General features: G+C 69.2%; 27 protein-coding genes. 15 read left to right on the top strand and 12 right to left on the bottom strand.

The genetic code is table 11. From position 1 onward, the window contains the following. The 4 genes from minC to AC1DKV_RS34760 form a co-directional block, all read left to right on the top strand. The coding region (minC, locus tag AC1DKV_RS34775; RefSeq protein ID WP_477139123.1) for a septum site-determining protein MinC at positions 1-433 on the top strand (433 nt) is incomplete at its 5' end. Positions 434-494: 61 nt separating this feature from the next. Beyond that, positions 495-1310: a septum site-determining protein MinD gene (gene minD / locus AC1DKV_RS34770; protein WP_441620047.1), complete on the top strand. Its 816-nt coding sequence runs from the start codon at positions 495-497 to the stop codon at positions 1308-1310. 15 nt (positions 1311-1325) lie between these two features. Further along, positions 1326-1580 (top strand): cell division topological specificity factor MinE, encoded by a 255-nt coding sequence (gene minE, locus AC1DKV_RS34765; protein ID WP_006164360.1) that lies wholly within the window; start codon positions 1326-1328, stop codon positions 1578-1580. 269 nt (positions 1581-1849) lie between these two features. Beyond that, complete coding sequence (locus AC1DKV_RS34760) at positions 1850-2932, top strand: porin (protein ID WP_441620049.1); 1083 nt, start codon at positions 1850-1852, stop codon at positions 2930-2932. A gap of 94 nt (positions 2933-3026) precedes the next feature. On the opposite strand, the gene AC1DKV_RS34755 is transcribed toward AC1DKV_RS34760, so the two are convergent. Continuing rightward, positions 3027-3782: a histidine kinase gene (locus AC1DKV_RS34755; RefSeq protein ID WP_441650281.1), complete on the bottom strand. Its 756-nt coding sequence runs from the start codon at positions 3780-3782 to the stop codon at positions 3027-3029. Beyond that, positions 3779-4477, bottom strand: coding sequence for a response regulator transcription factor (locus AC1DKV_RS34750; RefSeq protein WP_441650285.1), 699 nt, complete (start codon positions 4475-4477; stop codon positions 3779-3781). Before AC1DKV_RS34750 ends, AC1DKV_RS34755 begins: the two co-directional genes overlap by 4 nt. A 253-nt stretch (positions 4478-4730) precedes the next feature. Between AC1DKV_RS34750 and AC1DKV_RS34745 the strand changes: the two genes are divergently transcribed. Continuing rightward, entirely contained in the window at positions 4731-5420 is a 690-nt protein-coding gene (locus AC1DKV_RS34745) for a response regulator transcription factor (protein ID WP_441650280.1), read from the top strand. Positions 5421-5546: 126 nt separating this feature from the next. On the opposite strand, the gene AC1DKV_RS34740 is transcribed toward AC1DKV_RS34745, so the two are convergent. The 3 genes from AC1DKV_RS34740 to AC1DKV_RS34730 are packed head-to-tail and all read right to left on the bottom strand — an operon-like array spanning position 5547 to position 7846. Further along, positions 5547-6542, bottom strand: a complete 996-nt coding sequence (locus AC1DKV_RS34740; protein WP_441650279.1) for a Bug family tripartite tricarboxylate transporter substrate binding protein — start codon at positions 6540-6542, stop codon at positions 5547-5549. Between the two features lie 42 nt (positions 6543-6584). Beyond that, positions 6585-6917, bottom strand: a complete 333-nt coding sequence (locus tag AC1DKV_RS34735; RefSeq protein ID WP_441650284.1) for a hypothetical protein — start codon at positions 6915-6917, stop codon at positions 6585-6587. Between the two features lie 38 nt (positions 6918-6955). After that, positions 6956-7846, bottom strand: coding sequence for an EamA family transporter (locus tag AC1DKV_RS34730; protein ID WP_441650278.1), 891 nt, complete (start codon positions 7844-7846; stop codon positions 6956-6958). A 329-nt stretch (positions 7847-8175) separates the two neighbouring features. Here AC1DKV_RS34730 and AC1DKV_RS34725 point away from each other — a divergent pair, with 329 nt between their 5' ends. Beyond that, the gene (locus tag AC1DKV_RS34725) at positions 8176-8697 is read left to right on the top strand and encodes a MarR family winged helix-turn-helix transcriptional regulator (protein ID WP_441650283.1); all 522 of its coding nucleotides are present in this window, start codon (positions 8176-8178) and stop codon (positions 8695-8697) included. A gap of 143 nt (positions 8698-8840) precedes the next feature. Beyond that, positions 8841-10130 carry a M20/M25/M40 family metallo-hydrolase gene (locus tag AC1DKV_RS34720; protein WP_441620058.1) on the top strand — a complete coding sequence of 430 codons (1290 nt, stop codon included), beginning with the start codon at positions 8841-8843 and terminating at the stop codon, positions 10128-10130. A 275-nt stretch (positions 10131-10405) separates the two neighbouring features. Here AC1DKV_RS34720 and AC1DKV_RS34715 read toward each other — a convergent pair whose 3' ends face one another. After that, positions 10406-11662: an MFS transporter gene (locus AC1DKV_RS34715; protein WP_441620060.1), complete on the bottom strand. Its 1257-nt coding sequence runs from the start codon at positions 11660-11662 to the stop codon at positions 10406-10408. Between the two features lie 110 nt (positions 11663-11772). Between AC1DKV_RS34715 and AC1DKV_RS34710 the strand changes: the two genes are divergently transcribed. Then, positions 11773-12669 carry an AraC family transcriptional regulator gene (locus AC1DKV_RS34710; RefSeq protein ID WP_441650277.1) on the top strand — a complete coding sequence of 299 codons (897 nt, stop codon included), beginning with the start codon at positions 11773-11775 and terminating at the stop codon, positions 12667-12669. 261 nt (positions 12670-12930) lie between these two features. Here the strand turns inward: AC1DKV_RS34710 and AC1DKV_RS34705 are convergent, their stop codons facing one another. The 3 genes from AC1DKV_RS34705 to AC1DKV_RS34695 form a co-directional block, all read right to left on the bottom strand. Further along, complete coding sequence (locus tag AC1DKV_RS34705) at positions 12931-14187, bottom strand: M20 aminoacylase family protein (RefSeq protein ID WP_441620064.1); 1257 nt, start codon at positions 14185-14187, stop codon at positions 12931-12933. A gap of 306 nt (positions 14188-14493) precedes the next feature. Further along, positions 14494-15342, bottom strand: a complete 849-nt coding sequence (locus AC1DKV_RS34700; protein WP_441650276.1) for a fumarylacetoacetate hydrolase family protein — start codon at positions 15340-15342, stop codon at positions 14494-14496. Continuing rightward, complete coding sequence (locus AC1DKV_RS34695) at positions 15339-16067, bottom strand: GntR family transcriptional regulator (RefSeq protein WP_441650275.1); 729 nt, start codon at positions 16065-16067, stop codon at positions 15339-15341. The genes AC1DKV_RS34700 and AC1DKV_RS34695 overlap by 4 nt, the downstream gene beginning before the upstream one ends. Positions 16068-16329: 262 nt before the next feature. Here AC1DKV_RS34695 and AC1DKV_RS34690 point away from each other — a divergent pair, with 262 nt between their 5' ends. From AC1DKV_RS34690 to AC1DKV_RS34675, 4 genes are all read left to right on the top strand, one after another. Continuing rightward, complete coding sequence (locus AC1DKV_RS34690; RefSeq protein WP_441650274.1) at positions 16330-17628, top strand: MFS transporter; 1299 nt, start codon at positions 16330-16332, stop codon at positions 17626-17628. Between the two features lie 98 nt (positions 17629-17726). Continuing rightward, positions 17727-18455, top strand: a complete 729-nt coding sequence (locus AC1DKV_RS34685; protein ID WP_441620071.1) for a maleate cis-trans isomerase family protein — start codon at positions 17727-17729, stop codon at positions 18453-18455. Between the two features lie 13 nt (positions 18456-18468). Beyond that, entirely contained in the window at positions 18469-19884 is a 1416-nt protein-coding gene (hydA, locus tag AC1DKV_RS34680) for a dihydropyrimidinase (RefSeq protein ID WP_441650273.1), read from the top strand. A gap of 81 nt (positions 19885-19965) precedes the next feature. Beyond that, complete coding sequence (locus tag AC1DKV_RS34675; RefSeq protein ID WP_441650272.1) at positions 19966-20703, top strand: aspartate/glutamate racemase family protein; 738 nt, start codon at positions 19966-19968, stop codon at positions 20701-20703. Between the two features lie 16 nt (positions 20704-20719). On the opposite strand, the gene AC1DKV_RS34670 is transcribed toward AC1DKV_RS34675, so the two are convergent. Beyond that, on the bottom strand, positions 20720-21667 hold the full coding sequence (locus AC1DKV_RS34670) for an NmrA family NAD(P)-binding protein (RefSeq protein WP_477139122.1): 948 nt from the start codon (positions 21665-21667) through the stop codon (positions 20720-20722). A gap of 166 nt (positions 21668-21833) precedes the next feature. Between AC1DKV_RS34670 and AC1DKV_RS34665 the strand changes: the two genes are divergently transcribed. Beyond that, entirely contained in the window at positions 21834-22727 is an 894-nt protein-coding gene (locus AC1DKV_RS34665; protein WP_441650270.1) for a LysR family transcriptional regulator, read from the top strand. A gap of 27 nt (positions 22728-22754) precedes the next feature. On the opposite strand, the gene AC1DKV_RS34660 is transcribed toward AC1DKV_RS34665, so the two are convergent. After that, positions 22755-23666, bottom strand: a complete 912-nt coding sequence (locus AC1DKV_RS34660) for a LysR family transcriptional regulator (protein ID WP_441650269.1) — start codon at positions 23664-23666, stop codon at positions 22755-22757. Positions 23667-23819: 153 nt separating this feature from the next. Here AC1DKV_RS34660 and gstA point away from each other — a divergent pair, with 153 nt between their 5' ends. Further along, positions 23820-24446 (top strand): glutathione transferase GstA, encoded by a 627-nt coding sequence (gene gstA, locus AC1DKV_RS34655; RefSeq protein ID WP_441650268.1) that lies wholly within the window; start codon positions 23820-23822, stop codon positions 24444-24446. 84 nt (positions 24447-24530) lie between these two features. On the opposite strand, the gene AC1DKV_RS34650 is transcribed toward gstA, so the two are convergent. Further along, complete coding sequence (locus AC1DKV_RS34650; protein WP_441650267.1) at positions 24531-25475, bottom strand: LysR family transcriptional regulator; 945 nt, start codon at positions 25473-25475, stop codon at positions 24531-24533. 216 nt (positions 25476-25691) lie between these two features. Here AC1DKV_RS34650 and AC1DKV_RS34645 point away from each other — a divergent pair. After that, positions 25692-26546: MFS transporter (locus AC1DKV_RS34645; RefSeq protein WP_477139121.1), on the top strand; the 855-nt coding region annotated here is incomplete at its 3' end.

The raw sequence follows: 26546 nt of genomic DNA, 5'->3' as shown, positions 1-26546 counted from the left end.
GGCGCAAGCCCCGGCCGAGCCGGCTCCCGGGGCGGCCCCGGCGGCGGCTACGGCCGAGGCGGTGGCCGCCACCGTGGCGCAAGCCGCCGCGCGCAGCGTGCCCACCCTGCTGATCGACAAGCCGCTGCGGTCGGGCCAGCAGATCTACGCCGCCGGCGACGTGGTGATCCTCGACCTGGTCAGCTACGGCGCCGAGGTCATCGCCGAAGGCAACATCCATATCTATGCCCCGCTGCGCGGCCGCGCGCTGGCGGGCGTCAAGGGCGACGCGCAGGCGCGCATCTTCTGCACCTGCCTGGAGCCCGAACTGCTTTCCATCGCCGGCATCTACCGCACCGGCGAACTGTCCTTGCCCGCCGATGTGCTGGGCAAGCCCGCCCAGGTAAGGCTGGCCGGGGAAAAACTGATCCTCGAACCGCTCCGGATGAAGTAACACCGCCGCAGAGCACCGACCACAGCAGCGCAAGCTTCAACCATTACTGGATCCAAGAGCCATGGCAAAAATCATCGTTGTGACCTCCGGCAAGGGGGGCGTAGGCAAGACCACCACCAGCGCCAGCTTCTCTGCCGGCCTGGCCCTGCGTGGCCACAAGACTGCCGTGATCGACTTCGACGTCGGCCTGCGCAACCTAGACCTGATCATGGGTTGCGAGCGCCGCGTGGTCTACGACCTGGTCAACGTGGTACAGGGCGAAGCCAACCTGAACCAGGCCCTGATCAAGGACAAGAAGTGCGAGAACCTGTTCATCCTGCCGGCCTCGCAGACGCGTGACAAGGACGCCCTGACCAAGGAAGGCGTGGAGAAGGTCATCAACGGCCTGATCGACATGGGCTTCGAGTTCATCGTGTGCGACTCGCCCGCCGGCATCGAGTCGGGCGCCCTGCTGGCCATGTATTTCGCCGACGAAGCGCTGGTCGTGACCAATCCGGAAGTCTCCTCGGTGCGAGACTCTGACCGCATCCTCGGCATCCTGGCCTCGAAGACCAAGCGCGCCAGCGAAGGCGGCGAGCCGATCAAGGAACACCTGCTGATCACGCGCTACAACCCGAAGCGCGTGCATGGCGGCGAAATGCTGTCGCTGACCGATATCCAGGAGATCCTGCGCATCAAGCTGATCGGCGTGGTGCCGGAATCGGAAGCGGTGCTGCATGCGTCCAACCAGGGCACGCCGGCCATCCACCTGGAAGGCAGCGACGTGGCCGACGCCTATGGCGACGTGGTCGACCGCTTCCTCGGCAAGGACAAGCCGATGCGTTTCACCGACTACCAGAAGCCGGGGCTGCTCTCCCGCATCTTCGGCAACAAGTAAGGAGGGCCTGCCATCATGTCGATTCTGTCCTTCCTGCTCGGCGAGAAAAAGAAATCCGCCTCCGTTGCCAAGGAGCGGCTCCAGATCATCCTCGCCCATGAACGCACCGGCCATTCGGCGCCGGCCGACTATCTGCCCGCCCTGCAACGCGAACTGGTCGCGGTGATTTCGAAATACGTGAAAATCAGTGACCAGGACCTGCGCGTGAGCCTGGAGCGCCAGGACAACCTGGAGGTCCTCGAAGTCAAGATCGAGATCCCGCAGGGCTAGGCGAAGCGCCGCTCCGGGGCTTGCGCGCGCCCCTTTGGCGGTAGGGTTGACAGGTAGCGCCAACGTCATGCGGCGACGCACTAAATTGAGAAATTGTCGCGGCGCCACAACGCTTTATGCACCATTTGCAAGTCTGTGGGCGTTCTGCAACGTTGATTAGTGTCTTAATCTTTTCTGTTTTGTTAAATTTTCGCGGCGTTTACACGAAACGTAAACTCGTCCGCCGCCGCGATCCGGCCGCGGACACGACAGAACAGAAAAGGAGCACTATGAAGAAATCAGCCCTGACCCTTGCAATTGGCACGCTGCTGGCCGGCAGCGCGTACGCACAATCCTCCGTCACCCTGTACGGTATCGTTGACCAGAGCATCCGCTACACCAGCAACTCGAACGGCGCCAACGATAACCTGTTCCAGCTGACCAACGGCGCCATCACCAACAGCCGCTGGGGTATCAAGGGCAGCGAAGCCCTGGGTAACAACCTGAAGGCGATCTTCCAGCTGGAAAACGGCTTCGATCCTGATACCGGCCGCGCCAACCAGAGCAACCGCCTGTTCGGCCGTCAAGCCTACGTCGGCCTGGCCGGCGATTTCGGCACCATCAAGCTGGGCCGCCAGTACACCGAAGGCTTTACGCTGTTCGGCGACTTCGACCCGCTGACCATCGGCAACTACACGGGCAACGCCTGGCCGTTCTTCCTGACCAACTTCCGTAACGACAACGTCGTCAGCTACGACGGCAAGTTCGGCGGCCTGAACGTGGGCGCCAGCTACGGCTTCGGTGAAAAGGCAGGCAGCTTCACGACGTCGCAATACTGGGGCACGCGCGCTGCGTACGCCTTCGGTCCGTTCGGTATCGGCGGCGTGTACCAGGAAACCCGCGACGCCAACGGCAACAAGCAGCAAATGTGGGGCGCAGCCGGTAAGTACAGTTTCGGCGCAGCCAAGGTGTTCCTCGGCTACGTTGGCGGCAAGGACCGTACCGGTTCGGTCGACGCCAGCCTGAACGGCGACGCACTCGCTGCCGGCTCCATCAACGCGGTGCCGGCCGGCAACTTCACTGCCAACCCGCGCAAGGACATCATCGGCTACCTCGGCATGACCTATCAGGTCTCCCCGGCGCTGGCGCTGACCGGCGTGTTCTACGGCGATCACGTCAAGGACGTGAACGGCGTTGCCAACAGTTCGGGCAACCGCTACACCGGCGTGCTGCTGGCCGAGTACTCGCTGTCCAAGCGCACCCAGGTCTACGGCACCGTGGACTACAACAAGCTGACCGGCGGCACGAAGACCGAACTGCCGGGCAAGAACAATCAGACCGGCGCAGCTGTCGGTATCCGCCACATTTTCTGATTGCGCTTGATCTGATCGCCTTCACGGGCACGTCCCCGCCCACGCGGGGGCGCTTCAGACCGCAAGAAAGCCCCTTCGGGGGCTTTCTTGCTTTCTACGGCAGCATGGGCAGCTCGATATGCCAGGCGTCGGTTTCCGTGCGCAGCAGGCCGCCGTGGCGCAGCAGCACCCGCTTGCAGAACTGCATGGCACCGGCATCCGCTGCACCGGCACCGCCAGCGTCACCGGCCTCGGCGATGCGCGTCCCGGACAGCCGGCAGACGCCCCCGCAGATGCGCTGGTGCAGCCGCGCCGGCGAGCCCTCGCGGGCGGCATCCAGCGACAGTGCCATCAGCACGCGCAGCAGTTCGGACAGCATGGCAGGGTCGCCATGCACCGCAACCTCCTGCGGCAGCGGCGAGAGCACGATATGCCGGCCGGGCTGTTCCGCGTTCCAGGCCGCCTGCGCCGCCGGGCCCGCCAGCGCATTCCACTCCAGCCGCTCCATGCGGTAGTCATGCTGCAGCTCGCGCAGCAGCCGCGCGAGATCGTCGACCAGGCGCAGCGAGGCCCTGGCGCAGCCGGCGGCCTGCGCGGCGAATTCCCCGGATGTCAGCAGCGGCGGCGCAGCGAGCCTGAGCTCCACGAGCGCCAGGATCGCGCTGTGCGGCGTGCGCAGGTCGTGCGACAGGCCGTGCCGGATGATCTGCCAGGATGCCTGCGCCGCTTCGTCGTACCGGGCCTGCGCGGATTTTGCGGGCGTGCCTCCCGCCCTCCCGGAGACAAGCTCCCCGAGCCGTTCGAGACGGTGCGCGGCCGCCAGCAGGCAGCGCGCCATGCGCACGGCCTCCCGGCCCAGCCAGGCCATCATGCGGCCGCCGGCGTCAGTTCGAGCCGGTAGCCATGCGTGTAGACGGGCAGCAGGCGCAGCCCGTGCTCCGGGGTCAGGCCCAGCTTGCTGCGCACGCGCGACATGTGGGTATCGATGGTGCGCGACAGCGGCGAGATCTCGCGCCCCCACACCGCCGCCACGATATGGTCGCGCGACACGATGCGCCCTTCGTTGCGGAACAGCAGCACGGCGAGGTCGAACTCCTTGGGCGTAAGCCTGAGCGGCGTGGCCCGGTGGACCACCGTGCGCGCGGCGCAATCGAACAGGTAGCCGGCCAGCGCGACGCGCGCGCCACCGCCGCCGGGCTCCGGATAGGCGCGCCGCAGCAGCGACTCGGTGCGCGCCAGCAGCTCGCCGCGCCGCACCGGCTTGAGCATGTAGTCGTCGGCGCCGGTGGCGAGGCCGTCGACGATGTCTTCCTCGGCCGTGCGGCCGGTCACGAACATCACCGGCACGCGGCGGTCCAGGTTGGCCCGCACCCAGGTCAGCACCTCCTTGCCGGAGAGATCGGGCATGTGCCAGTCGAGCAGCAGCAGGTCGAAGTTTTCCTCGCGCAGGCGCAGCAGCATCTCGCGGCTGCGCGAGAAGGTCATGCACTCATGGCCCGCCTCGCCGAGGATCTGCCGGATCAGGGCTGCCTCGGCGGGCTGGTCTTCCAGTGAAGCGATCTTCATTCCCATGGTATTTGGCCGGTCTCGCGTTGTTTCGGGGGGATTTCACCCCGGGGGACGACCCGACGATGCGGGGCTTCCGGAATTAGATGCCCCGGCCGCGCGCGGGCACGTGAGAGTTTTCGCATTCGACGGCGGGCAACGCGCCGGCACATCCGCCGCGCCCCGGGGCGACGCTAAGATTTCCCGCACGGCCTTCGCCGCGCAAGCCCGCGGCGGCGGCCATCACCGCACATCACCACGAGGAGAGGACTGCATGCGAATCGCCGTACTGGAGGACGATCCGGCCCGGGCCATCCTGCTGGAGCAGGCACTCACGCTGAGCGGGCATGATTCGCGGCGCTTTCGCGAGGGCGGCGCGCTGATGCAGGCGCTGCGCAGCGAGCCTTACGCGCTGCTGCTGATGACGTGGGAGATCCCCGGCATCTCGGCGCGGGATGTCCTGCTGTGGGTGCGGCGCACCCTGGGCGAGGAACTGCCGGTGATGCTGCTGAGCGCTCAGGACGGCGATGCGCATATCGCCGACTGCTTTGCGCTCGGCGCCGATGCCGTGCTGCCGGCGCCGGTCCGCCGCGCGGAGCTGGCGGCGCGCGTGCGGGCGCTGCTGCGCCGCGTGCCGGTGGTGCAGGCCCGCAGCGAGTTGACGCTGGGGCCCTACCGCCTGGCGCTGGCCGAGCGGCGCGTCTTCGTCAACGAGCGCCAGGTCAGGCTGGCGCCCAAGGAATTCGAGCTGGCGGCACTGCTGTTCCGGCATGCCGGGCAGTTGCTGCTGCGCCAGACCATCGAGCAGGCCGTGTGGCGGCGTGCGATGCCGCCGGCGTCGCGCACGCTGGACAGCCATCTGTCGCGCGTGCGCACCAAGCTGGCGCTGGAGCCGCGCAATGGCGTGCGGCTGTCATCGGTCTACGCCACCGGCTGCCGGCTCGACCTGGTCGAGCCGGGCTGAGCGGACGCGCCCGGCGGGCGCCCGGGACGGCGCGAGGCGGTCCTGGCCAGTCACGCGGCCGCGGGCGGCACGCGCATGCCGCGCGCCGCGCAACGACGCCAGGACCGGTCGTCCCGATATGGCTGCTTACTCGGCCTTGATGCCGGCTTCCTTCACGATGCGGGCGTTGTCGTCGTACTCAGCGCGGATTGCCGCGGCGAATTGCGCGGCGGTGCCGCCGGTGGGCACCTCGCCGCCCTTGAGCAGGCGCTCGCGCACCTCGGGCTCGGCCAGGGCCTTGTTCAGCTCGGTATTCAGCCTGGCGATGATGGCCGGCGGCGTGTGCGCCGGCGCGAAGATGCCGAAGGTCGAGGTCAGGTTGGCCTTGGGATAGCCCAGCTCGGCCAGTGTCGGCACATTGGCCATCGAGGCGATGCGCTTGGGCGCGCCCACCGCCAGCGCACGCAGGCGGCCAGCCTGCATGTGCTGGGTCAGCACCGGGCTGGCGTTGGTGCTCATCACCTCGAACTGCCCGCCGAGCGCGTCGTTCATCTGCTGGCCCGCGCCCTTGTAGGGAATCAGCGTCAGGTCGGCCTGGGCCCTGGACTTGACCTGCTCCAGCATCACGTGGCCGACCGTGCCGAGGCCGGAGGTGGCCCAGCGCACCGAGCCGGGCCGGGCCTTGGCCTGCGCCAGCAGGTCCTGGAAAGTCTTGCCGGCGAAGCTTTGGGTGGCCACCAGCAGCACCGGCGAGTACATCACGCTCATCACCGGCGCGATATCGCGCTGCGGGTCGTAGTTGACGTGGCCCACGTGCGGGTTGAGCGTGAGCGGGCTGGTCGAGGCGAAGCCCAGCGTGTAGCCGTCCGGCGCGGCCTTGGCCACGGCGTCGATGCCGATGCTGCCGCCGGCGCCGGCCTTGTTCTCCACCACCACCGAGCCGCCCATCTGCGCCGACAGGCGCTCGCCGAGCGCGCGCGCCACGGCGTCGCTGATGCCGCCGGTGGGGTAGGCCACGATCAGGCGGATCGGACGCGAGGGATATGCGTCGGCGGCGCGGGCGGGCACGGCAGACAGGCTCGCCACGGCGGCGGCAAACACGGGCGCGGCGGCCAGCAAGGGAAATCGGCGGGAAACGGACATTGGCGGGGAAACGGCAGGGACGGTAAGAGACGAAGGCGGAGTTTATCCGATCGGGGATGCGTCACCGCCCGTGCCTGGTCCCGCCACCAGGGCACATTCGGGCACCCACGACACGAACAGCTCGTTGGCGCGGTCATAGAGGTGCCACACGGTGCCGCACTCGCGGCAGGTGAAGGTAAGCATGCTGAATGGCACGCCGGCGGCGCTCTGGCTTACCAGCGGCGCGGTGTGCTTGAGCGCCAGGCGCTCGTGCGGCTCGCGGCGGCGCGAATCCGCGGCCAGCGCCAGGCAGTGGCCGCAGGCGGCCCGGGCGGGGCGCGCGGGCGGGGGCCGGGAAGGGAGGGGGGGAGGCACAACAGACGTCATGCCCGCCATGATGCCGCAAAAACGGCGCGCCATTCATCCCGGCGCGTTCACCGCGGCTGCGCGGACGGCGCGCGCTGGCCCAGCCACACGCTGGCCAGCACCAGCAGCGCGCCCGCCATCTGCGCCGCGCTCAAGGTCTGGCCGAGCACCGCGAAGCCGAGCACGGTCGCGCTCACCGGGCTCAGCAGGCCGAGCGCCGACACCGCCGCCGTGGGCAGCCGCCCGATGCCGCGGAACCACAGCGCGTAGCTGATACCGGCGCCGGCGATGCACAGCCACGCGTAGCCCAGCACATTGGGCAGCGTCAGCCGTGCCGGCAGCGTCTCGAACGCCAGTGCGAAGGGCAGCAGGAACAGCGCGCCGGCGGTCAGCTGCCACGCGGTCAGCACCAGCGGCGAGACCGGCGGGCGCCAGCGCTTGGCCAGCACCGTGCCGAGCGCCATCGACACCGCCCCGGCAGCTGCCGCCGCCACGCCCACCGCATCGAGCCTGGCGGCCGGCCCGAGCACCAGCAGGGCCACGCCGCCGATGCCGCCAAACCCCGCCAGCCACGCCGCCAGGTGCGGCCGCGCGCCGAGCAGCAGCCATGCCAGCGCCACCACCAGCAGCGGCTGGATCGCGCCCACGGTGGCCGCCACCCCGCCCGGCAGGCGATAGGCCGCGATAAACAGCATGGCCTGGAACAAGCCGATATTGAGCACGCCCAGCACCGCCGCCTTCCACCACCAGCCGCCGGACGGCAGTTGCCGGCCCCAGGCCAGCATGGCCAGCCCCGCCGGCAGCGCGCGGATGACGCCGGACAGCAGTGGCTGGCCGGGCGGCAGCCACTGGCTGGTGATGAGGTAGGTGCTGCCCCAGACCAGCGGGGCGGAAGCGGTCAGCAGCACGTCGGCCGCGCGTACCCGCCCCTGCCGGGAAATCGCGGCGAGTGCCGGCATGGCAGGCGCCGCGGGGGATGCCGCCTGCGCCGGTGGGACGGGCGGGGCTATCGGAGTGATCGGAGTGATCGGAGTGATCGGAAGGGGCGGTGCGTCGGGCTTCATGCGGCTGGCCTCCGTGGCAACTCTTCTTCACAAGAAGAATCTTGATATCAAGATAAAATCCACTTTACGAAGTGAAAGGCTTGATGTCAAGATTCTTGCCATCCGCATCAATCGCAAATCGCAATACACATCCCATGGCCACCCGCGGCAAACCCAAGGCCACACCCCCTGCCGCGCCTCGCAGCGCCGGCAAGGAAGACGCGCCCGCGCTGCATCCCGCAAGCATGGGCGAGCCGGACCCTGCCGCGGACGGCGACCGCGTCGACCGCATCCTCGCCCAGTGGGCACGCGAGCGCCCCGATCTCGACGCCTCGCCGATGGGCATCATCGGCCGTGTCTGGCGCCTGGCGCGCCATACCGACCGCGCCGTGGAAGCCGCGCTGGCGCCCGTCGGCCTGAACAGCTGGGAGTTCGACGTGCTGGCCACGCTGCGCCGCTCGGGACCGCCCCATGCGCTCTCGCCGGGCGCGCTGATCGACTCGCTGATGATCACCTCGGGCACCATGACCAACCGCATCGACCATCTCGAACGCGCCGGCCTGGTGCGCCGCTGCCCGAATCCGGACGACAGGCGCGGGCTGCTGATCGAGCTGACAGGCGAGGGCCGCGGCCGCATCGACCACGCGGTGGAGGTCCACGTGGCCAACGAGCACCGCCTGCTGGCGCGCCTCACGGCCGCCGAGCGCAAGCAGCTCGCCGGCCTGCTGCGGCGCTGGCTGCAGGGCTTCGAGCCGCCCGGCGAATAGGGTATCCGCCGCATCGGCGCCGGCACTGGCACGAAGCCTGCGATCCACACTGCCCTTTGACCGCATCGCCACCGCTTTCCATCGCCCTCCATCGCTTTCGATCCATTTCACCTTCCCCCCACCGTATTTCCGGAGACACCCGCATGCCCCCGCATTTCCGCCCGCGCGCCAGCGCACCCGCCCTCATGCTCGCCGCCCTCCTCTGCGCCGGTGCCGCGCAGGCCGCGCCGGTCGAGCCGGCCTACCAGTTGTCGCAGCAGGAAAAGCCCGCGCTGATCGCCACGCTCAAGGACCTGGTCTCGATCGAGTCCGGCAGCAAGGACATCGAAGGCCTGGACCGCATCGCCACGCTGATCCGCGACCGGCTCTCGGCCATGGGCGGCGACGCGAAGCTGATCGAGCCCACCGAGGTCTACCGCATGGAAGACACGCCCAAGCAGGTGGGCAAGATGGTGATGGCGCAGTTCAAGGGCACGGGAAAGCGCAACATCATGCTGATCGGCCACATGGACACGGTCTACCTGCGCGGCATGCTGGCGCAGCAGCCGTTCCGCATCGACGGCGAGCGCGCCTACGGCCTGGGCATCGCCGACGACAAGAACGGCGTGGCGGTGATCCTGCACACCGTGGCCATCCTGCAGAAGATGGGCTTCAAGGACTACGGCACCCTGACGGTGCTGATCAACGGCGACGAGGAAATCAGCTCGCCGGGCGCGCGCGCCATGCTGACCAAGATGGGCAGCCAGCAGGACGCGGTGTTCTCGTGCGAGGCCACGCGCGTGACCGGCGACCGCCTGTCGCTGGCCACCAGCGGCATCGGCGCGATCTCGCTGACCGTGCACGGCAAGTCCTCGCACGCCGGCAGCTCGCCCGAGCAGGGCCGCAACGCGCTGTACGAACTCTCCCACCAGATCCTGCAGATGCGCGACCTGTCCAACCCGGACACCGGTCTCAAGGTGAACTGGACGATCTCCTCGGCCGGCTCCAACCGCAACGTGATTCCCGCCATTGCCACGGCGCAGGCCGACGTGCGCGTGCTGCGCACCGCCGACTACGACGGCCTGGAGCGCACGCTGCAGGAGCGCGTCAAGAAGCAACTGATCCACGACACCAAGGTCGAGGTCAAGTTCGAGCGCCGCCGCCCGCCGCTCGAGGTCACCGATGCGGCACGCAAGCTGGCCGCCCACGCGCAAGGCGTGTATGCCGAGATCGGCGAGAAGCTGGCGGTCTACGACACCGCCGAAGGCGGCGGCACCGATGCCGCCTTCGCCGCGGCCGCCACCAAGGCGCCGGTGATCGAGCGCTTCGGCCTGCGCGGCTTCGGCGCGCACTCGAACGACGCCGAATACGTCGACCTCAACTCGGTCACGCCGCGCCTGTACCTGCTGACGCGCATGATCATGGACGTCTCGCAGGACAAGACCGGGAACTGAGCCGGCGCGCCGGTCCACGCGCCGGCCTTGCCGCGGATGCCGGCCCCCGCAAGGGGCTGGCACGTTTCTCGCCTGCATCTCCCGCAGGCAGGAGCGCGGCAGGACAACCGGTGCGGCCGGGGTGCAACCTGCACGACCGGCCCGAATCTCCGCCCGTATCCCCGCGCATGCGCATGCCAGTGTAGGAAGTGCAGCGTGCGCAGTGAAGCCCGCGCTGCGTGGCGTCGGCCACGCAGCGGCCGGCCCGGTGGGAACCGGACCCCGGCCGGCTAGCGTCAGGCCGGTTTCTTGCGCCCGCCCAGGTCGGGCAGGAAGACCGCCAGCAGCCCCAGCAGCGGCAGGAAGGCGCACAGCCGGTAGACGGCCTGGATGCCTTGCGCGTCCGCCAGCGTGCCCAGCACCGCGGCGCCGATGCCGCCCATGCCGAAGGCAAAGCCGAAGAACAGGCCGGACACCATGCCCACCTTGCCGGGGATCAGCTCCTGCGCGAACACCAGGATGGCCGAGAACGCCGAGGCCAGGATAAAGCCGATGATGAACGACAGCACGCCGGTCCAGAACAGGTTGGCATGCGGCAGCATCAGCGTGAACGGCGCCACGCCCAGGATCGACGCCCAGATCACGCGCTTGCGGCCGATGCGGTCGCCGATCGGGCCGCCCAGGATGGTGCCGGCCGCCACCGCGAACAGGAAGGCGAACAGGTAGATCTGCGCGCTCTGGCGCTCCAGGCCGAAGCGCTCCATCAGGTAGAAGGTGTAGTAGGTGTTCAGGCTCGCCATGTAGAAGTACTTGGAGAACACCAGCACCATCAGCACGATCATGGCGCGCACCACGGTGCTGCGCGGCAGCGGCGCGGCGGTGGAGACGGCCTTGCGCTTGCGCGCGGTGTGGGCCAGCTCGCGGCCGTACCAGCCGCCGATCTGCCACAGCACGGCGATCGCCAGCAGCGCGGCCAGCGAGAACCACGCCACGCTGCTCTGCTGGTGCACGATCCACGCCGCCAGCAGCGGCCCGGCCGCGCTGCCGGCATTGCCGCCGACCTGGAAGATCGACTGCGCCAGGCCGTGCTGGCCACCCGAGGCCATGCGCGCCACCCGCGATGATTCCGGGTGGAAGATCGACGAACCCGTGCCCACCAGCGCGGCCGCCACCAGCAGCACGCCGTAAGTGGGCGCCACCGACAGCAGCAACAGGCCGCACAGCGTGAAGCCCATGCCGATCGGCAGCGACTTCGGCTTGGGATGCTTGTCGGTGTACAGGCCGACCACCGGCTGCAGCAGCGACGCCGTGATCTGGTACGTCAGCGTCAGCAGGCCGATCTGCGTGAAACTAAGGTTGAAGCCGCCCTTGAGCATCGGATAGATGGCCAGGATCAGCGACTGGATCATGTCGTTGAGGAAATGCGAAAAGCTGATCGCCGACAGTACGCGGAAACCGGTCCGCTCCGCGGACTGGGTACTGTGTAGAGGCTGCGCCTGGCCCTGCGGCGAGGCGGTCGCGCCGCCTGGCGCGGTGTCGATGCGGCTGCTCATGATGGAATCGGGGGCTGGAAGAAAAACAATACGGGAATCTGGCAGCCATGCTAATTGGCGCGACTGCGCCTGTCCTGCGAGAATAGGGCCGGAACCTTGGAGAAAAGGACATGCCACGTCCCGCCACCGGCCAGCCTCCCCGCCCGCCCCGCGCCGCGTCCCCCGCTCGCCCGCGTACAGGTGGCGCACCGGCCATACCACCCCTCGTCCCGGCCCACGCCGAAGACCGCGCCGACACCTACAGCGCCGCGCCGGCCTACCTGCGCTACGACCGCGGCCCCATGCCCGTCACCGCCATGGCGGCCGACTACCTGCCGAGCCATGTCACCAAGCCGCACCAGCATCCCCACGCGCAGCTGATCCACGCCGTGCACGGCGTGATGGTGGTCGCCACCGCCGAGGGCCAGTGGATCGTCCCGCCCACGCGCGGCATGTGGATGCCTGGCGGCACCGTGCACTGGATCCGCATGGTGGGCCACGTACGCATGCGCACCGCCTATATCCGGCCCGACGCGGCCGCCAACCTGCCCACGCGCTGCACCGTGCTCGGCATCAGCCCGCTGCTGCGGGAACTGATCCTCGCTGCCATCGACATTCCCACCCCCTACGCGGCCGAATCGCGCGATGGCCGCCTGATGCGCCTGCTGCTGGACGAAGTGATGCTGGTGCCCACCCTGCCCCTGCACCTGCCGCGCCCGGCCGATCCCGGCCTGCGCGAGATCTGCGATGCCATCGTCGGCGCGCCGGATACGGCGCTCACGCTGGCGGAATGGGGCGGGCGGCTGGGCCTCGACCCCAAGACCATCCAGCGCAAGTTCGCGCGCGAGACCGGGATGACGTTCGGGCAATGGCGGCAGCAGGCCCGGCTGCTGGCGGCGCTGGAGGGGCTGGCCGCAGGGGCCAAGGTGGTGGATGTGGCGCTGGACCTGGGCTATGACAGCCCGAGCGCGTTCTCGACGATGTTCCGCAAGCAGTTCGGCGTGCCACCGAGCACCTTCTTCAGATAGGCGGCTGCGGTTGCGGTTGCGGCTGCGGCTGCGGTTGCGGTTGCGGTTGCGGTTGCGGTTGCGGTTGCGGTTGCGGTTGCGGCTGTGCTCCCGGCGGCCGCTGATGCAGGTACGGCCGTTAATTGCGAAATTGGCCGAAACCGGTCAAAGCTCGCGCGGCGCAATGCCGCCGGGATGCCAGCCCAGGCCGGGCCGGGCCGCTACCGATACCGACACCGATACCGCGCCCCGACCAGCGCCCCGGCACCGGACATGCCGCCGTCAGGCCAGATACCGCTCCACCAGCCGCGTCCAGTACGCCGCGCCGACCGTCAGGTTCTCGTCGTTGAAGTCGTAGCCGGCGTTATGCAGCAGCGGCTGCCCCACGCCATTGCCCATGCGCACGAAGCAGCCCGGGCGCTGCTGCAGGAAATAGGCAAAGTCCTCGCTGCCGGCGATCTGCGGGAAGTGCCCCACCACCTTGTCCGGGCCGACCAGTTCCTCGGCGACCTGGCGCGCGAACTCGGTCTCGCGCTCGCTGTTGACCAGTACCGGGTAGCCGCGGATGTAGTCAATCTCCACGGTGGCGCCGTAGCCGTCCACGTGGGAGGTCACCAGTTTGGTGATGCGCGCCTCCAGAGTGCGGCGCACGTCCGGGCTGAAGGAGCGCACGCTCAGTTCCAGCTTGGCGCTTTCGGGGATCACGTTGGGCGCGTGGCCGGCGTGCAGCGTGCCGATGGTGACCACCGCGGTTTCGTTCGGGTCGATATTGCGCGCCACGATGCTCTGCAGCGCCATCACCAGGCTGCCGGCCACCAGGATCGGGTCGATCGCCTGGTGCGGGCGCGCGGCATGGCCGCCCTTGCCGCGGATGGTGATGGAGACCGTATCGCAGGCGGCCATGAAGGGGCCGGTGCGGAACATGAAGGTGCCGGCCTCCACGCCCGGGTGGTTGTGCAGGCCGAAGATCGCATCGCACGGAAAGCGCTCGAACAGGCCGTCGGCCAGCATGCGCTCGGCGCCGCCGCCCGCGCCGATCTCCTCGGCGGGCTGGAAGATCAGGTGCACGGTGCCGTTGAAGTTGCGCGTGCGCGCCAGTTGGCGCGCCGCGCCCAGCAGCACGGTGGTGTGGCCGTCGTGCCCGCACGCGTGCATCTTGCCGGCGTTGAGGCTCGCATAAGGCAGGCCGGTGCGCTCGTGGATGGGCAGCGCATCCATGTCGGCGCGCACGCCGACGGTGCGCGGGCTGTCGCCCTGGCGCAGGCGGCCGACCACGCCGGTGCCGCCCACATGGCGCGTCACCTCGTAGCCCCAGCCCTCGAGCTGGCTGGCGACCAGTTCGGCGGTGCGCACTTCGTCGAAGGCGAGTTCCGGATGCTGGTGGATGGTGTGACGGATGGCTTCCAGCTCGGCGCGGCTGTCGGCCGTATCGGCCAGCTCGCACAAGCGCGCAAGGCGGAAGGCAAAAGGCTTGAGAGAAGGACTTGCGGGGGAGTCTGAAAGCAACGACTCCATCAATTCGGGGGCGTGTTCTGACATGGCAGTGCTCGTTTTTTCTAAGCGTATAGAAAACAGTATTTCACGCTAAGCACTGAGCGCAAACGGTTTAACCCTTTGTAGCGAAATCGGGCAACAAGTGTTGCGAACGGGGGACGGTCCGCGCACGCCGGGATCACAGGGGGAACTCGACGCGGCGACGGGGATCACAGTCCCCCGCCTTCTGCGCGCTTCGCCGCATTCGTGCCGGCAGGTATCGCCCGCGGTACAAGCCGCGTCCGGGCGGAGCCCGGGCGCAAAAAAAAGCGGCCGTTGCCGGCCGCCTTTTCCTCGCACTTCGCGTGACGCTTACCCCTTGGCGTACGCCACCACCGCCTGGGTCTGCTCGCCCAGCCCGTCGATGCCCAGCCGCATGGTGTCGCCAGCCTTGAGAAAGCGCGGCGGCTTGAAGCCCATGCCCACGCCCGGCGGCGTGCCGGTGCAGATCAGGTCGCCGGGATGCAGCGTCATGAAGCGGCTGACATAGCTCACCAGCGTGGCCACGTCGAACACCATGGTGGCGGTGCTGCCCTTCTGCACGCGCTCGCCGTTGACGTCCAGCCACAGGCCGAGCGCCTGCGGGTCGGCCACTTCGTCGCGCGTGACCAGCCACGGGCCGACCGGGCAGAAGGTATCGCAGCCCTTACCCTTGTCCCAGGTGCCGCCGCGTTCGAGCTGGAACTCGCGCTCGGAGACATCGTTGACCACGCAGTAGCCGGCCACGTGGGACAGCGCCTGCTCGCGCGAGACGTCGCGCGCGGCCGTGCCGATCACCACGCCCAGTTCCACTTCCCAGTCGCTCTTCTCGGAGCCGCGCGGCAGCATCACCGCATCGTCGGGGCCGTTGAGCGAGCTGTTGGCCTTGAGGAAGACGATGGGCTCGGCCGGCAGCGGCATGCCGGCCTCGGCGGCGTGGTCGGCGTAGTTCAGGCCGATGGCCACGATCTTGCCGATGCCGGTCCAGGGCACGCCGAAGCGCCCGCCCTGCACCACCGGCAGCGTGGCCGGGTCCAGCGCGGCCAGCCTGGCCAGCGCCTCGGCCGACAGTTGCTGCGGCCCCACGCCGTCGATCACGCCGGACAGGTCGCGCACGCGGCCTTCCTTGTCGATCAGTCCCGGACGTTCTGCGCCCGGCTTGCCTACACGTACTAGTTTCATCGTTTCCCCTTGGCTTCGGTGGCTAAGCGGTGCGCGGGCTCGGACAGGGTCCGCGCGACCACGGTCAGGACTTCTTTGGCGGTGTTCTCGGAATGCCCGCGCAGCACCTGCGCCAGCCGTGGGCGGCCGGGTTCGCGCAGCGCGGACATGATGGCCTCGTGCTCCTCGTGCGATTCCTGCCAGCGCAGCATATCCGCATTGGCGGCGCCGCGCGCGCGGTGGACCTTGCTCATCAGCATGGCGTAGATGCCGGCCAGCACCGGGTTGGCGGCGCCGTCGATGATGAGCTGGTGGATCTCCTGGTTGGTGCGGAAGTACTCGGTGCGCCGGCCCGCTGCGTGCGCGTCGAGCATGGCCTGGTGCTTGCGCTCCAGGCGCGCCATCGTGGCATCCGACAGCCGCGTCGCGGCGAGTTCGCCGGCGGTGGCCTCGAGCCCGTGCAGCGTCTCGAAGGTGGCGCGCAGTTCGTCCAGGTCCAGCGCCGCCACGCGGTAGCCGATGTATTGCCGGTGCAGCACCAGCCCTTCCGACACCAGCACCTTGAGCGCCTCGCGCAGTGGCGTCTTGGAGACATCGAACATCTCGCAGAAGGCGCGCTCGTCGATGCGCGCACCCGGCGGCATCTCCCCTTCTTCGATCATGGTGCGCAGGCGGGCAGCAATTTCGGCCGACATGCCGAGCGTGCGCAGGCGCGTGGATTTAGGCAGCGTTTGAGTCACAGACATCACCGGGATGGGGAACATGCACCACAACAAGGCTATCACACACCGAAATTGTGCGTTTGCATCATAATAAAATCAACGACTTACAAGAGTTGTAATTACAGATTACGTATCCTATACTCCAGCCGGTTGCGCGACACACGAATTCAAACCGCCTCGGAGGTCGTTTCGGAAAGCAGCGGAGCAAGCCCCGGCCACGCGCCGGGCACGCTCGCCGGACGCTTTCCGGAACGACTTCTAAAATTCCTCAAAGGAGACACGCGTCATGCAAACGACAAGCCGGGCCGCGGCGCTAACGGAGACGAAGAGCTCCGTGCGCTGGAAGATTTTCCTGATGATGCTGTTCCTCATCGCCATCAACTACATCGACCGCGCGTCGCTGTCGGTGGCGATGCCGCTGATCGCCAAGGAGTTCGACCTCAGCCCCACCATGCAGGGCCTGATCCTCAGCTCCTTCTTCTGGACCTACGCGCTCATGCAGATCCCCGGCGGCATGCTGGCGGACAAGTACAAGCCGCGCATCGTGATCGCCATCGCCACCGTGTTCTGGGGCCTGTCCCAGGCGGCCGCGGCGTTCTGCACCAGTGCCACCTCGCTGCTGCTGACCCGCCTGGGCCTGGGCGCGGCCGAAGCGCCGATCTACCCGGCCGGCGGCAAGCTCAACGCGATCTGGATGACGCAGAACGAACGCGGCCGCGGCGCCACCCTGCTCGACGGCGGCGCGCCGCTGGGCGCCGCGCTCGGTGCCGTCATCATCACGTGGCTGATCACCGTGCTTGGCTCGTGGCGGCTGTCCTTCATCGTGGCCGGCGTAGGCACCGTGCTGGCCGGCCTGTGGGCTTGGCACTACGTGCGCAACTCGCCGCGCGAGCATCGTGGCGTCAATGAACTGGAAGCGCGCTATATCGAGGAGGCCCAGGCCGCCGAACATCGCGCCGAGCCGGCCAACCTGTCGGGCCGTTCGCTGGACTTCTTCAAGTACCGCTCCGTGTGGTGCATGGCGATCGGCTGGATGTGCTTCAACAGCGTGTTCTACGGCCTGCTGACCTGGATGCCGAACTACCTGAACAAGGTGCACGGCTTCGACATCAAGCAGATGGGCGGCGCCAGCTTCATCATCTTCTTCTCGGGCTTCGTCGGCGAGCTGGTCGGCGGCTGGATCGCCGACAAGTGGAAAGCCGCGGGCGGCAGGCCCAACCGCGTGATGCGCACGCTGTTCGGCATCGCCGCGGTGGTCGCCACGGTCTCGATCTTCTCCGTGGCCTACGTGAAGGACCCGGTCGTCGTCGTGGCGCTGCTCTCCTCCACCCTGTTCTTCCTGCGCTGGTGCGGCCTGTTCTGGTGCATCCCGTCGATCCTGGGCACCCGCGACAAGGTGGGCGTGCTGGGCGGCATCATGAACCTGGGCGGCAATATCGGCGGCATCTCCGTGCCCATCATCGTCGGCATGATCGTGCAGTTCACCGGCTCCTACTTCCTGGCGCTGATGTTCTTCGCCGCCGCCGGCGTGGGCCTGCTGCTGTCGTCCACCGCGATCGACTACGAGAAGAAGCTGCCGGTCTGAGCAGCGCGCCCGCCATCCATCCACGATAACGAGCTTGGCCCGGCGCGCCGCATCGACGCGCGCCAGGGCCGCGCCAACTCCTGAAGCGAAAACCCGACATGACCAAACGTACCCTGCTCGGCATGCTCACGCCGTCCTCCAACACGGCGCTCGAACCCATCACCAGCGCGATGGTGAGCGGCCTGCCCAACGTCAGCGCGCATTTCTCGCGCTTCACCGTCACCGAGATCTCGCTGCGCGACCAGGCGCTGGGCCAGTTCGATCTCGACAAGATCATCGGCGCGGCCAGGCTGCTGGCGGACGCGCGCGTCGACGTGATCGCCTGGAACGGCACCTCGTCCGGCTGGCTCGGCTTCGACAAGGACGAAGCGCTGTGCCGCCAGATCACCGAAGCCACCGGCATCCCCGCCACCACCTCGGTGCTGGCGCTCAACGAAATCCTGAAGAAGACCGGCGCGCAGGACTTTGGCCTGGTCACGCCGTATCTCGACGACGTGCAGCAGCGCATCAGGCAGAACTACGAGCGCCACGGACTGCGCTGCACCGCCGAGCGGCACCTGGACCTGCACGTGAACTACAGCTTCGCCGAGGTCGAGGAGGACACCATCCGCCGCATGGTGCGCGAAGTGGCGCAGCACAAGCCCGCCGCCATCACCACGTTCTGCACCAATCTGCGCGCCGCGCACCTGGCGCAGGAACTGGAAGCCGAGACCGGCATCCCCGTCTACGACACCATCTCCACCGTCGTGTGGAAATCGCTGCGGCTGGCCGGCGTGGATACGCGCGAGCTGCGCGGATGGGGTCGCCTGTTCGCCGAAGTCCAGTAAGACAGGAGAAACCATGGAAACCGCACTCGACCTGGTCATCCGCAACGCCGACGTGGTCACGGCCGCCGACCGCTTCACCTGCGACATCGGCGTGCGCGACGGCCGCATCGCCATGCTCGGCAGCGGCCTGCCGCGCGGCGCGCGCGAACTGGATGCGAGCGGCCTGCTCGCGCTGCCCGGCGGCGTGGACGGCCATTGCCACCTCGACCAGCCGATGCCCGACGGCATGCGCATGGCCGACGATTTCTTCACCGGCACGCGCGCCGCCGTATGCGGCGGCACCACCACCGTGATCCCGTTCGCGGCGCAGGAGAAGGGCGGCTCGCTCAAGGCCGCGGTGGCCGACTACCACCGCCGCGCCGAAGGCCGCGCCGTGGCCGACTACGGCTTCCACCTGATCGTGGCCGATCCCACCCCGCACGTGCTGCAGCACGAACTGCCCGCGCTGATCCGCCAGGGCTACACCTCGTTCAAGGTCTACATGACCTACGACGACCTCAAGCTCTCCGACCGCGAGATGCTCGATGTGCTAGACGTGGCCAAGCAGAACAATGCCCTGGTGATGGTGCACGCCGAGAACGCGGACTGCATCTCGTGGCTGACCGAGAAGCTGGTCGGGGAAGGGCGCATCTCGCCGCGCTTCCACGGCATGGCGCGCCCGGCGCTGGTCGAGCGCGAAGCCACGCACCGCGCCATCACCTTCGCCGAACTGGTCGACGTGCCGATCCTGATCGTGCACGTGTCCGGCAAGGAAGCGATCGAGCAGATCCGCTGGGCACAGGGCAGGGGACTGCAGATCCTGGCCGAGACCTGCCCGCAGTACCTGTACCTCACCGCCGAGGACATGGGCCTGCCGGGCGACGATGGCTACGAGGGCGCCAAGTGCGTGTGCAGCCCGCCGCCGCGCGACCCCGAGAACCAGGCCGCGGTATGGCGCGCGCTGGTCAACGGCGTGTTCAGCGTGTTTTCCTCGGACCACGCACCGTTCAGCTACGACGATCCGCAGGGCAAGAAGCTCGGCGGGCAGGCGCAGCCGTTCGACCACATCCCCAACGGCGTGCCCGGCATCGAAACGCGCCTGCCGCTGCTGTTCGACGGCGTGGCCAGGGGCAAGCTCTCGCTGCACCAGTTCGTCGAACTCACCTCCTACCGGCCGGCGCGCCTGTACGGCCTGTATCCGCGCAAGGGAACGATCGCGGTGGGGGCCGATGCGGATATCGCGCTGTGGGATCCGCAACGCAAGGTGCGCATCGCCAACAGCGCCTTGCACCACGCGGTGGACTACACACCGTACGAAGGCATCGAGGTGACCGGCTGGCCGGTGCATTGCCTGTCGCGCGGCGAGATGCTGGTCGAGGACGGCGTCTATCTCGAGCCGCAACCCGGCCGCGGCCGCTTCCTCGAAGCCGGCGCGCCGCTGCTGGACTGAGCCGTCGCCGGCCGCGCACCCGAGGTCGTGCCGACGCCCCTGGCGGCGTCGGATCTTCGTATTCCCTGTTCGAGCATCATCATGCGAATTCTTGTTGTGAACCCGAATATCTCCGAGAGCGTGACGTCGCTGATCCATGCGGAGGCTTCGCGCTCGGCGTCGCCCGGCACGGCCCTGGCGATGGCCACGGCGCAGTTCGGCGTGGCCTATATCGAGACGCGCTTCGAAGCGCTGGTGGGCGGCTACGCCACCGCATGCGCAGTCGCCGCGCACCAGGGCCAGTTCGACGGCGTGGTGGTGGCGGCCTTCGGCGATCCTGGCCTGGCGGGGCTGAAGGAGTTGTGCAATGTGCCGGTGGTGGGCATGACCGAAGCGGCGCTTGCCAGCGCCTGCCTGCTCGGGCAGCGCTTCTCCATCATCGCGATCTCGCACCGTATCGAGGCGTGGTACCGCGAGTGCGTCGCGGCCAATGGCCTGTCCTCGCGGCTGGCCAGCGTGCGTTCGCTGCAGCAACCGCTGCGCGATATCGGCAGCGTGCAGGAGGACCACGCCGCGCGGCTGGAAGAACTGAGCCTGCAGGCCGTGCGCGAGGACGGCGCCGACGTGATCATCGTGGCCGGCGCGCCGCTGGCGGGGCTGGCGCGCACGCTCAAGGACCGCATCCCGGTGCCGGTGGTGGACGGCGTATCGAGCGCGATCCGGCATTGCGAAAGCCTGGTCGCACTGGCGCCGGCCGGCGCCACCGAAGGCAGCTTCGCGCGCCCGCCGCGCAAGCCCAACCGCGGACTGCCGCCGACGCTGGCGGCAATGCTGGACTGAGCCCGCGTCGCTTGCGCTACGCCGCCGCGCGCAGGCCGAGCTGGTCCAGGCTCGTGCGCAGTGCCTGCCTGAGCGGGGTGCGCGGCAGCGCGCCCACCAGCGCGTCCAGCGCGCTGCCGTCCATGGCATGCGGCACCTTCCACAGGTAGGCCATCTCGGCAAGCTCGCGCCACATCGGCACCAGCGCGGCGCCGGCGCGGATCAGCCACCACGGCATGCCGCCCACGCGCGGCGGCTGCCGCAGGCCGCCGGCATCGCCCAACGCGGCCACCAGTTCGTCGCCCGTCAAGGTATGCCCCGCGAAATGCAGCACCGTGTGGCCGCGCAGCGTCGCGTGGCGCGTGGCCACGGCGACAAAGGCCTGCGCCAGGTCCGGCAGGTAGGCCCAGGCATGTGCGCGGTCGCGCGGACCCGGGTAGACCACCTTGCCCTGGCCGAGCGACCTGGCGATCGCCAGGTCCATCCATGATCCGCGACCCGGGCCGCCGAAATAATCGCCGGCGCGGATGACCACGCTGCGCAACGCCGGCGTGCGTTCGCGCATGGCCGCCTCGATGTCGTGGCGGATCTTGCTCTTGCGTGCGGTGGGCCGCTGCGCGGTGTCCGGGCGCAGCAGCGGCGGCATCGATTCTCCAAAGTTGTAGACATTGCCGGGAAACATCAGCAGGGCGTCGAGCGCCAGCGCCACTTCCTCGGCGGCGCGTGCCAGCGCGGCAGCGTGCCGCGCCCATTCGGTATAGGCCGGGTTGAGCGCGTTGATCACCACGCTGGCGCCGTGCGCCGCCGCTGCCAGTCGCGCGGTCTGCGTCACGTCGAAGTCCAGCGCCCGCACCGCCGGCGGCACCGGTCCCGCCAGCGGCCGGCGCGCCTGCGCCAGCACCTGCCATCCGGCGCCGGCGAAGGCGTCCACCAGGGTCCGGCCCAGCCGGCCGTTGGCGCCAAGGATCAGCACGGTCTTGCTCATGACGTTCTCCATGTTGCGCCGGTCGCATCGTGCTCCCGCCGGGTCCGATGCAGGCTATTGTGCGCGGGGTGCGATGACTCCACAATTGCATGACTTCGCAATCCGCGAATGCAATTTTGAATAGCGTCGCCGGGCGCGGCGCGGCATCGCTCAAGGAGCAAACCGGGTGGCGGATGAATTCGACTGGACGCTGATGCGCTCCTTCCTGGCGGTGATGGAATGCGGCAGCCTGCTGGGCGCGGCGCGCCGGCTCGCCAGCAGCCAGCCCACGCTCGGGCGCCATGTGGCGCAACTGGAGGCGCAGCTCGGCGTGCCGCTGTTCGAGCGCACGGGCCACGGCCTGCGGCCCACCGATGCGGCGCGCGCCATTGCCGGACACGCGCGCGCCATGCAGGAAGGCGCCGACGCGGTGGCGCGCGCGCTGGCCGGCAGCGATGCGGGCATCGCCGGCACCATACGCGTATCGGCCAGCCGCGTGGTGGCCAGCTACCTGCTGCCGCCGCTGCTGGCGGACCTGCGCCTGCGCGAGCCGCAACTGGCCATCGAGGTGGTGTCGTCCAACGAAGTCAGCAACCTGCTGCGGCGCGAGGCCGACATTGCCATCCGCATGGTGCGGCCCAGCCAGGCCTCGCTGATCGCGCGCAAGGTTGCGTCGCTGGCGCTGTGCGCCTGCGCGCATGAAGACTATCTGCGCCGCAAGGGCGTGCCGCGCACGGCGCGCGACCTGCTGCGCCACGAACTGATCGGCTACGACCGCGACGACACCATCGTGCGCGGCCTGCGCGGCACGGGCCTGGAGATCACCCGCGACGCGTTCAGCGTGCGCAGCGACGACGATATCGTGCTGTGGCAATCGATACGCGCCGGCCTCGGGGTGGGCTTCGCCGCGCGCTATCTCGTCGCCGGCGATGCGCGCGTGCGCACCGTGCTGCCGGCGCTGCCGATCCCGCCGCTACCGGTCTGGCTCACCGTGCACCGCGAGATCCGCGGCAGCGCGCGCATCCGCACCGTCTACGATTTCCTGGCCAGCGCCATTCCTGCCGCGGTGGCGGCATCGTAGGCCTGCAGGGCTTGCGCTGCGCGGCGCCTATTCGTCCAGCCTCACATGCTCCGCCAGGTGGCTGACCACGGTGGCAATGCGGCGCAGGTGGCGCGATTCGGGATGGGTCAGCAGCCACAGGTCGGTCTCGCATTCGTCGAGCGGGCCGCTGAGTGCCACCAGCTTGCCGCTGCGCCGCCCGATCATCAGCGAGACGATGCCGGCGCCGAGCCCGCCTTCGATGGCCTCGACCACGCCGGCGATGCTGTTGACGCGGTACTGCGGCGCCACGCGCGGCAGGTGCTTGCGGCGCCAGCGCACGGAAGGATGATCGGGCATGGCTTCGTCGGGCGCGACCCAGGGCAAGGTGGCGAGCGCCGCGAGATCGACGCCCGCGCCGTCCTCCGGCACGCTCACGCCCGCCGCCGCGAGCAGGTCGCGCGAGGCGAACACCGCCACGCGCAGGGGACCAAGGCGCCTGCCGATCAGGTGGTCGGGCGGCTGGCGCGTGGCGCGCACGGCGATGTCGGCATCGCGCCGGGTCAGGCTGACCAGCTCGTTGGTGGCGATCAGCTCGAAGCTCAGCCCGGGATGGGCGCGTCCGAGCGGCGCCAGCGCGGGCAGCACCATGCCGTGCAGCACGGTGTCGGTGGTGGTGATGCGCACCAGCCCAGACACCGTGCCCGCGGTCACCGAGGCATGCGCGCGGGCCGCTTCCAGCTCGGCCTCGATGCGCTCGGCGTGCTGGGCGAACTGCTGCGCCAGCTCGGTGGCGAGGTAGCCCGCGCGGCTGCGCTCGAACAGGCGCCGGCCCAGGCCCTTTTCGATGCGCTGCAAGGCGCGGAACACGGTGGAGGCATCGAGCCCGAGCCGGCGGCCGGCCTCGGCCAGGGTCGAGCAGCGCACCAGCGCCAGCACGATGTCGAGATCGGGGGAAGACAGCTGATAGGGAGTGGGCATAAGCACCGCCATTGCAATCCTGCAGTCATGACTTGCAGTCGCGCGCATTGCGATTGCACATGCGCAATCCTAGACTGCCTGCACGGTCGCGACAAGTTGTGGCGCCAGAACCTGAGAAACCCGAAGGCAACCCGAAGACCCAAAGGAAACCCGATGAAGCTCTACTACACTCCCGGCGCCTGCTCGCTCGCCGTCCATATCGCGCTGCGCGAAGCCGGCCTGCCTTTCACGCTCGCCAGGGTGGACCTGGCCACGCACAAGCTGGCCGAGCCGGAGAATGGCAACACCGATTTCTACGCGGTCAGCCCGCGCGGCTACGTGCCGGTGCTGCAACTGGACGACGGCTCGCGCCACACCGAAGCCACCTCGCTGCTGCAATACGTGGCGGACCTCGCGCCGGCCAGCGCGCTGCTGCCGGCCGCCGGCACGCAGGCGCGGCTGGAGGCGACAGGCTGGCTCACGCTGATCTCCACCGAGCTGCACAAGGTCTTCAGCCCGTGGCTGTGGCACAAGGAAACCGCCGACAGCACGCGCGAAGCGTGCAAGGCCAAGCTGGCGCTGCGCTTCGCCGAGCTGGACCGCCACCTGGCGACGCGCGACTACCTCGCCGGCAAGCAGTTCGGCGTGGCGGACGCGTACTGCTTTGCCATCGTCAACTGGGCCAGCATCCTGCACATGCCACTCAACCCGTATCCCGCGCTGCAGGCCTACCTGTCGCGCGTGGCGGCGCGGCCCGGGGTGCATGAGGCGCTGGTGGCCGAAGGGCTGGCGCGCGACTGAGCCGCTTCGGCGCTACAGCGGCGCTACATCAGCGCTACATCAGGCCGCATCAGGCTGCCGCCGCGGGGAGGGGCGGCAGGCCGGTCAGGCGGCGCCGGAATCGTGCCCGCTTTCCTCGTGCGCCACTGCCGTGGCTGCCGCGGCGATCTCCTCGCGCAAGGCGTCGAACAGCAGCCCCACGGGCGCGCCCAGCCGGCGCGGCAACGGCGCGTGCAGCAGCCACGCGGTCAGGCCGGCCTGGAAGTCGCGCACGCCGATCACCTGCACCGCGTCGCGATGCGCGCTGCGCGCCAGCACCTCCGGCGTAACCGCGCCGATGCCGATGCCGCGCGCCACCAGCGACAGCTGCAACTCCGCGCCGAACGCTTCCACCGCCACGTTGAAGGGCAGGTGCGCGGCGTCCAGCGCGTGGCGCAGCGCCGAGCGCATGCCGCAGCCGTCCTGGTTGAGCACCCACGCATGCGCGGACAACTCGCGCAGGCTCACGCCGCCCGCGGGCACCGCCACGTCGCGCGCGGCCACCACCAGCGTGGTGTAGCGGCCCAGTTCGCGCGCCGTGAGATGGGCCGGCGGCATCACGCCTTCGGGCAGCAGCAGCGCGGCGGCATCGATGCGCGCAGCTTCCACCTGCTCCAGCAAACCCGGCGACCAACCCGCCGTCACGCGCACGGTGAGCCGGGGAAACTGCTCGCGCAGGCGGTCGATGGGGCGGTCCAGCGCCATGTCCGAGAGGAAGGGCGGCACCCCCAGGCGCAGTTCGCCCACGACCTCGGCGCCACGCGCGGCGCGCGACATCAGGTCATCGGTGGCCAGCATTACGCGCTTGCCGAGTTCGTAGACTTCCTCTCCGGCGGCCGTCGGCCGCAGCGGCTTGGCCTGGCGGTCCAGCAGGGCCACGCCGATCAGGGCCTCCAGGCTCTGCACGCGGCGCGTCAGGCCCGGCTGGGTCAGGTGCAGGCGGGTGGCGGCCCGGACCATCGAGCCCGCTTCCACCACGGCGATAAAGGCTTCTATGTCACGCGTGTTCATGGCGGGGTCCAGGACGAGGCGAGCGAGGAGGACGGAGAGGGCAAGGAACGTGGTCCGGCGCGCAATACCGGATGCCCAAACAAATTCGCATAAAGATTATCCAGATATTTCAATTGCCGCATGGATGCCGTGATCCTAGCATTGGCTGCTCGAGCTTGCCGACCGCCCGGCGCCACGCCGGATGGCGCGCTGGCAAGCGCCACCGCCGGAGATGTCATGTCTTGCCCCGCCTCCATGATCGAATCGCCCGACGCGCCGGCCACGGCGACCGCCACCCCCGCCTTGCCCCGGCTGACCGGCCCGCTGACGCTGTTCTTTGCCGCCGCCGTCGGCGTGATGGTCATCAACCTGTTCGCCGCCCAGCCGCTGACCGGCCCGGTCGGCGCCGCGCTCGGCCTGCCGCCCGCGTGGCGCGGGCTGGTGGCGACGCTGCCGCAGCTCGGCTACGCCACGGGCCTGCTGCTGGTGGTGCCGCTGGCGGACCTGTTCGAGAACCGCCGCCTGGTGGCCGGCACCCTGCTGCTGTGCGCGGCGATGCTGGCGCTGGCGGCATCGGCCTGGTCAGGCACGGTGTTCTTCGTGGCGGTGTGGGCGGCCGGCGCGGCATCCTGCGCCATCCAGATGCTGGTGCCGCTGGCCGCGCTGATGGCGCCCGAGGCGCAGCGCGGGCGCGCGGTGGGCAATGTGATGAGCGGGCTGATGCTGGGCATCCTGCTATCGCGCCCGCTGGCCAGCCTGCTGGCCGGCGCCGGCGGCTGGCGCACGTGCTACGCCGTGCTGGCGGGCCTGGACGCGTTGCTGGCGGCGGTGCTGCTGCGCTGGCTGCCGCGCCGCCAGCCGGATGGCGGCCACCGTTACGCCGCCCTGATCGGCTCGATGTGGCATCTGCTGCGCGGCCAGCGCGTGCTGCGCCAGCACGCGCTGACGGCGGCGCTGTCGATGGCGGCGTTCAGCGCGTTCTGGACCGCGGTGGCGCTGCGGCTGGCCCAGCCGCCGTTCGCGCTGGACAGCCACGGCCTCGCGCTGTTCGCGCTGGCCGGCGCGACGGGAGCGGTGGCGGCGCCGCTGGCC

It is taken from the genome of Cupriavidus sp. 05T41 (genome assembly GCF_056396525.1).
This window is presented reverse-complemented; position numbering and strand designations above follow the sequence as displayed.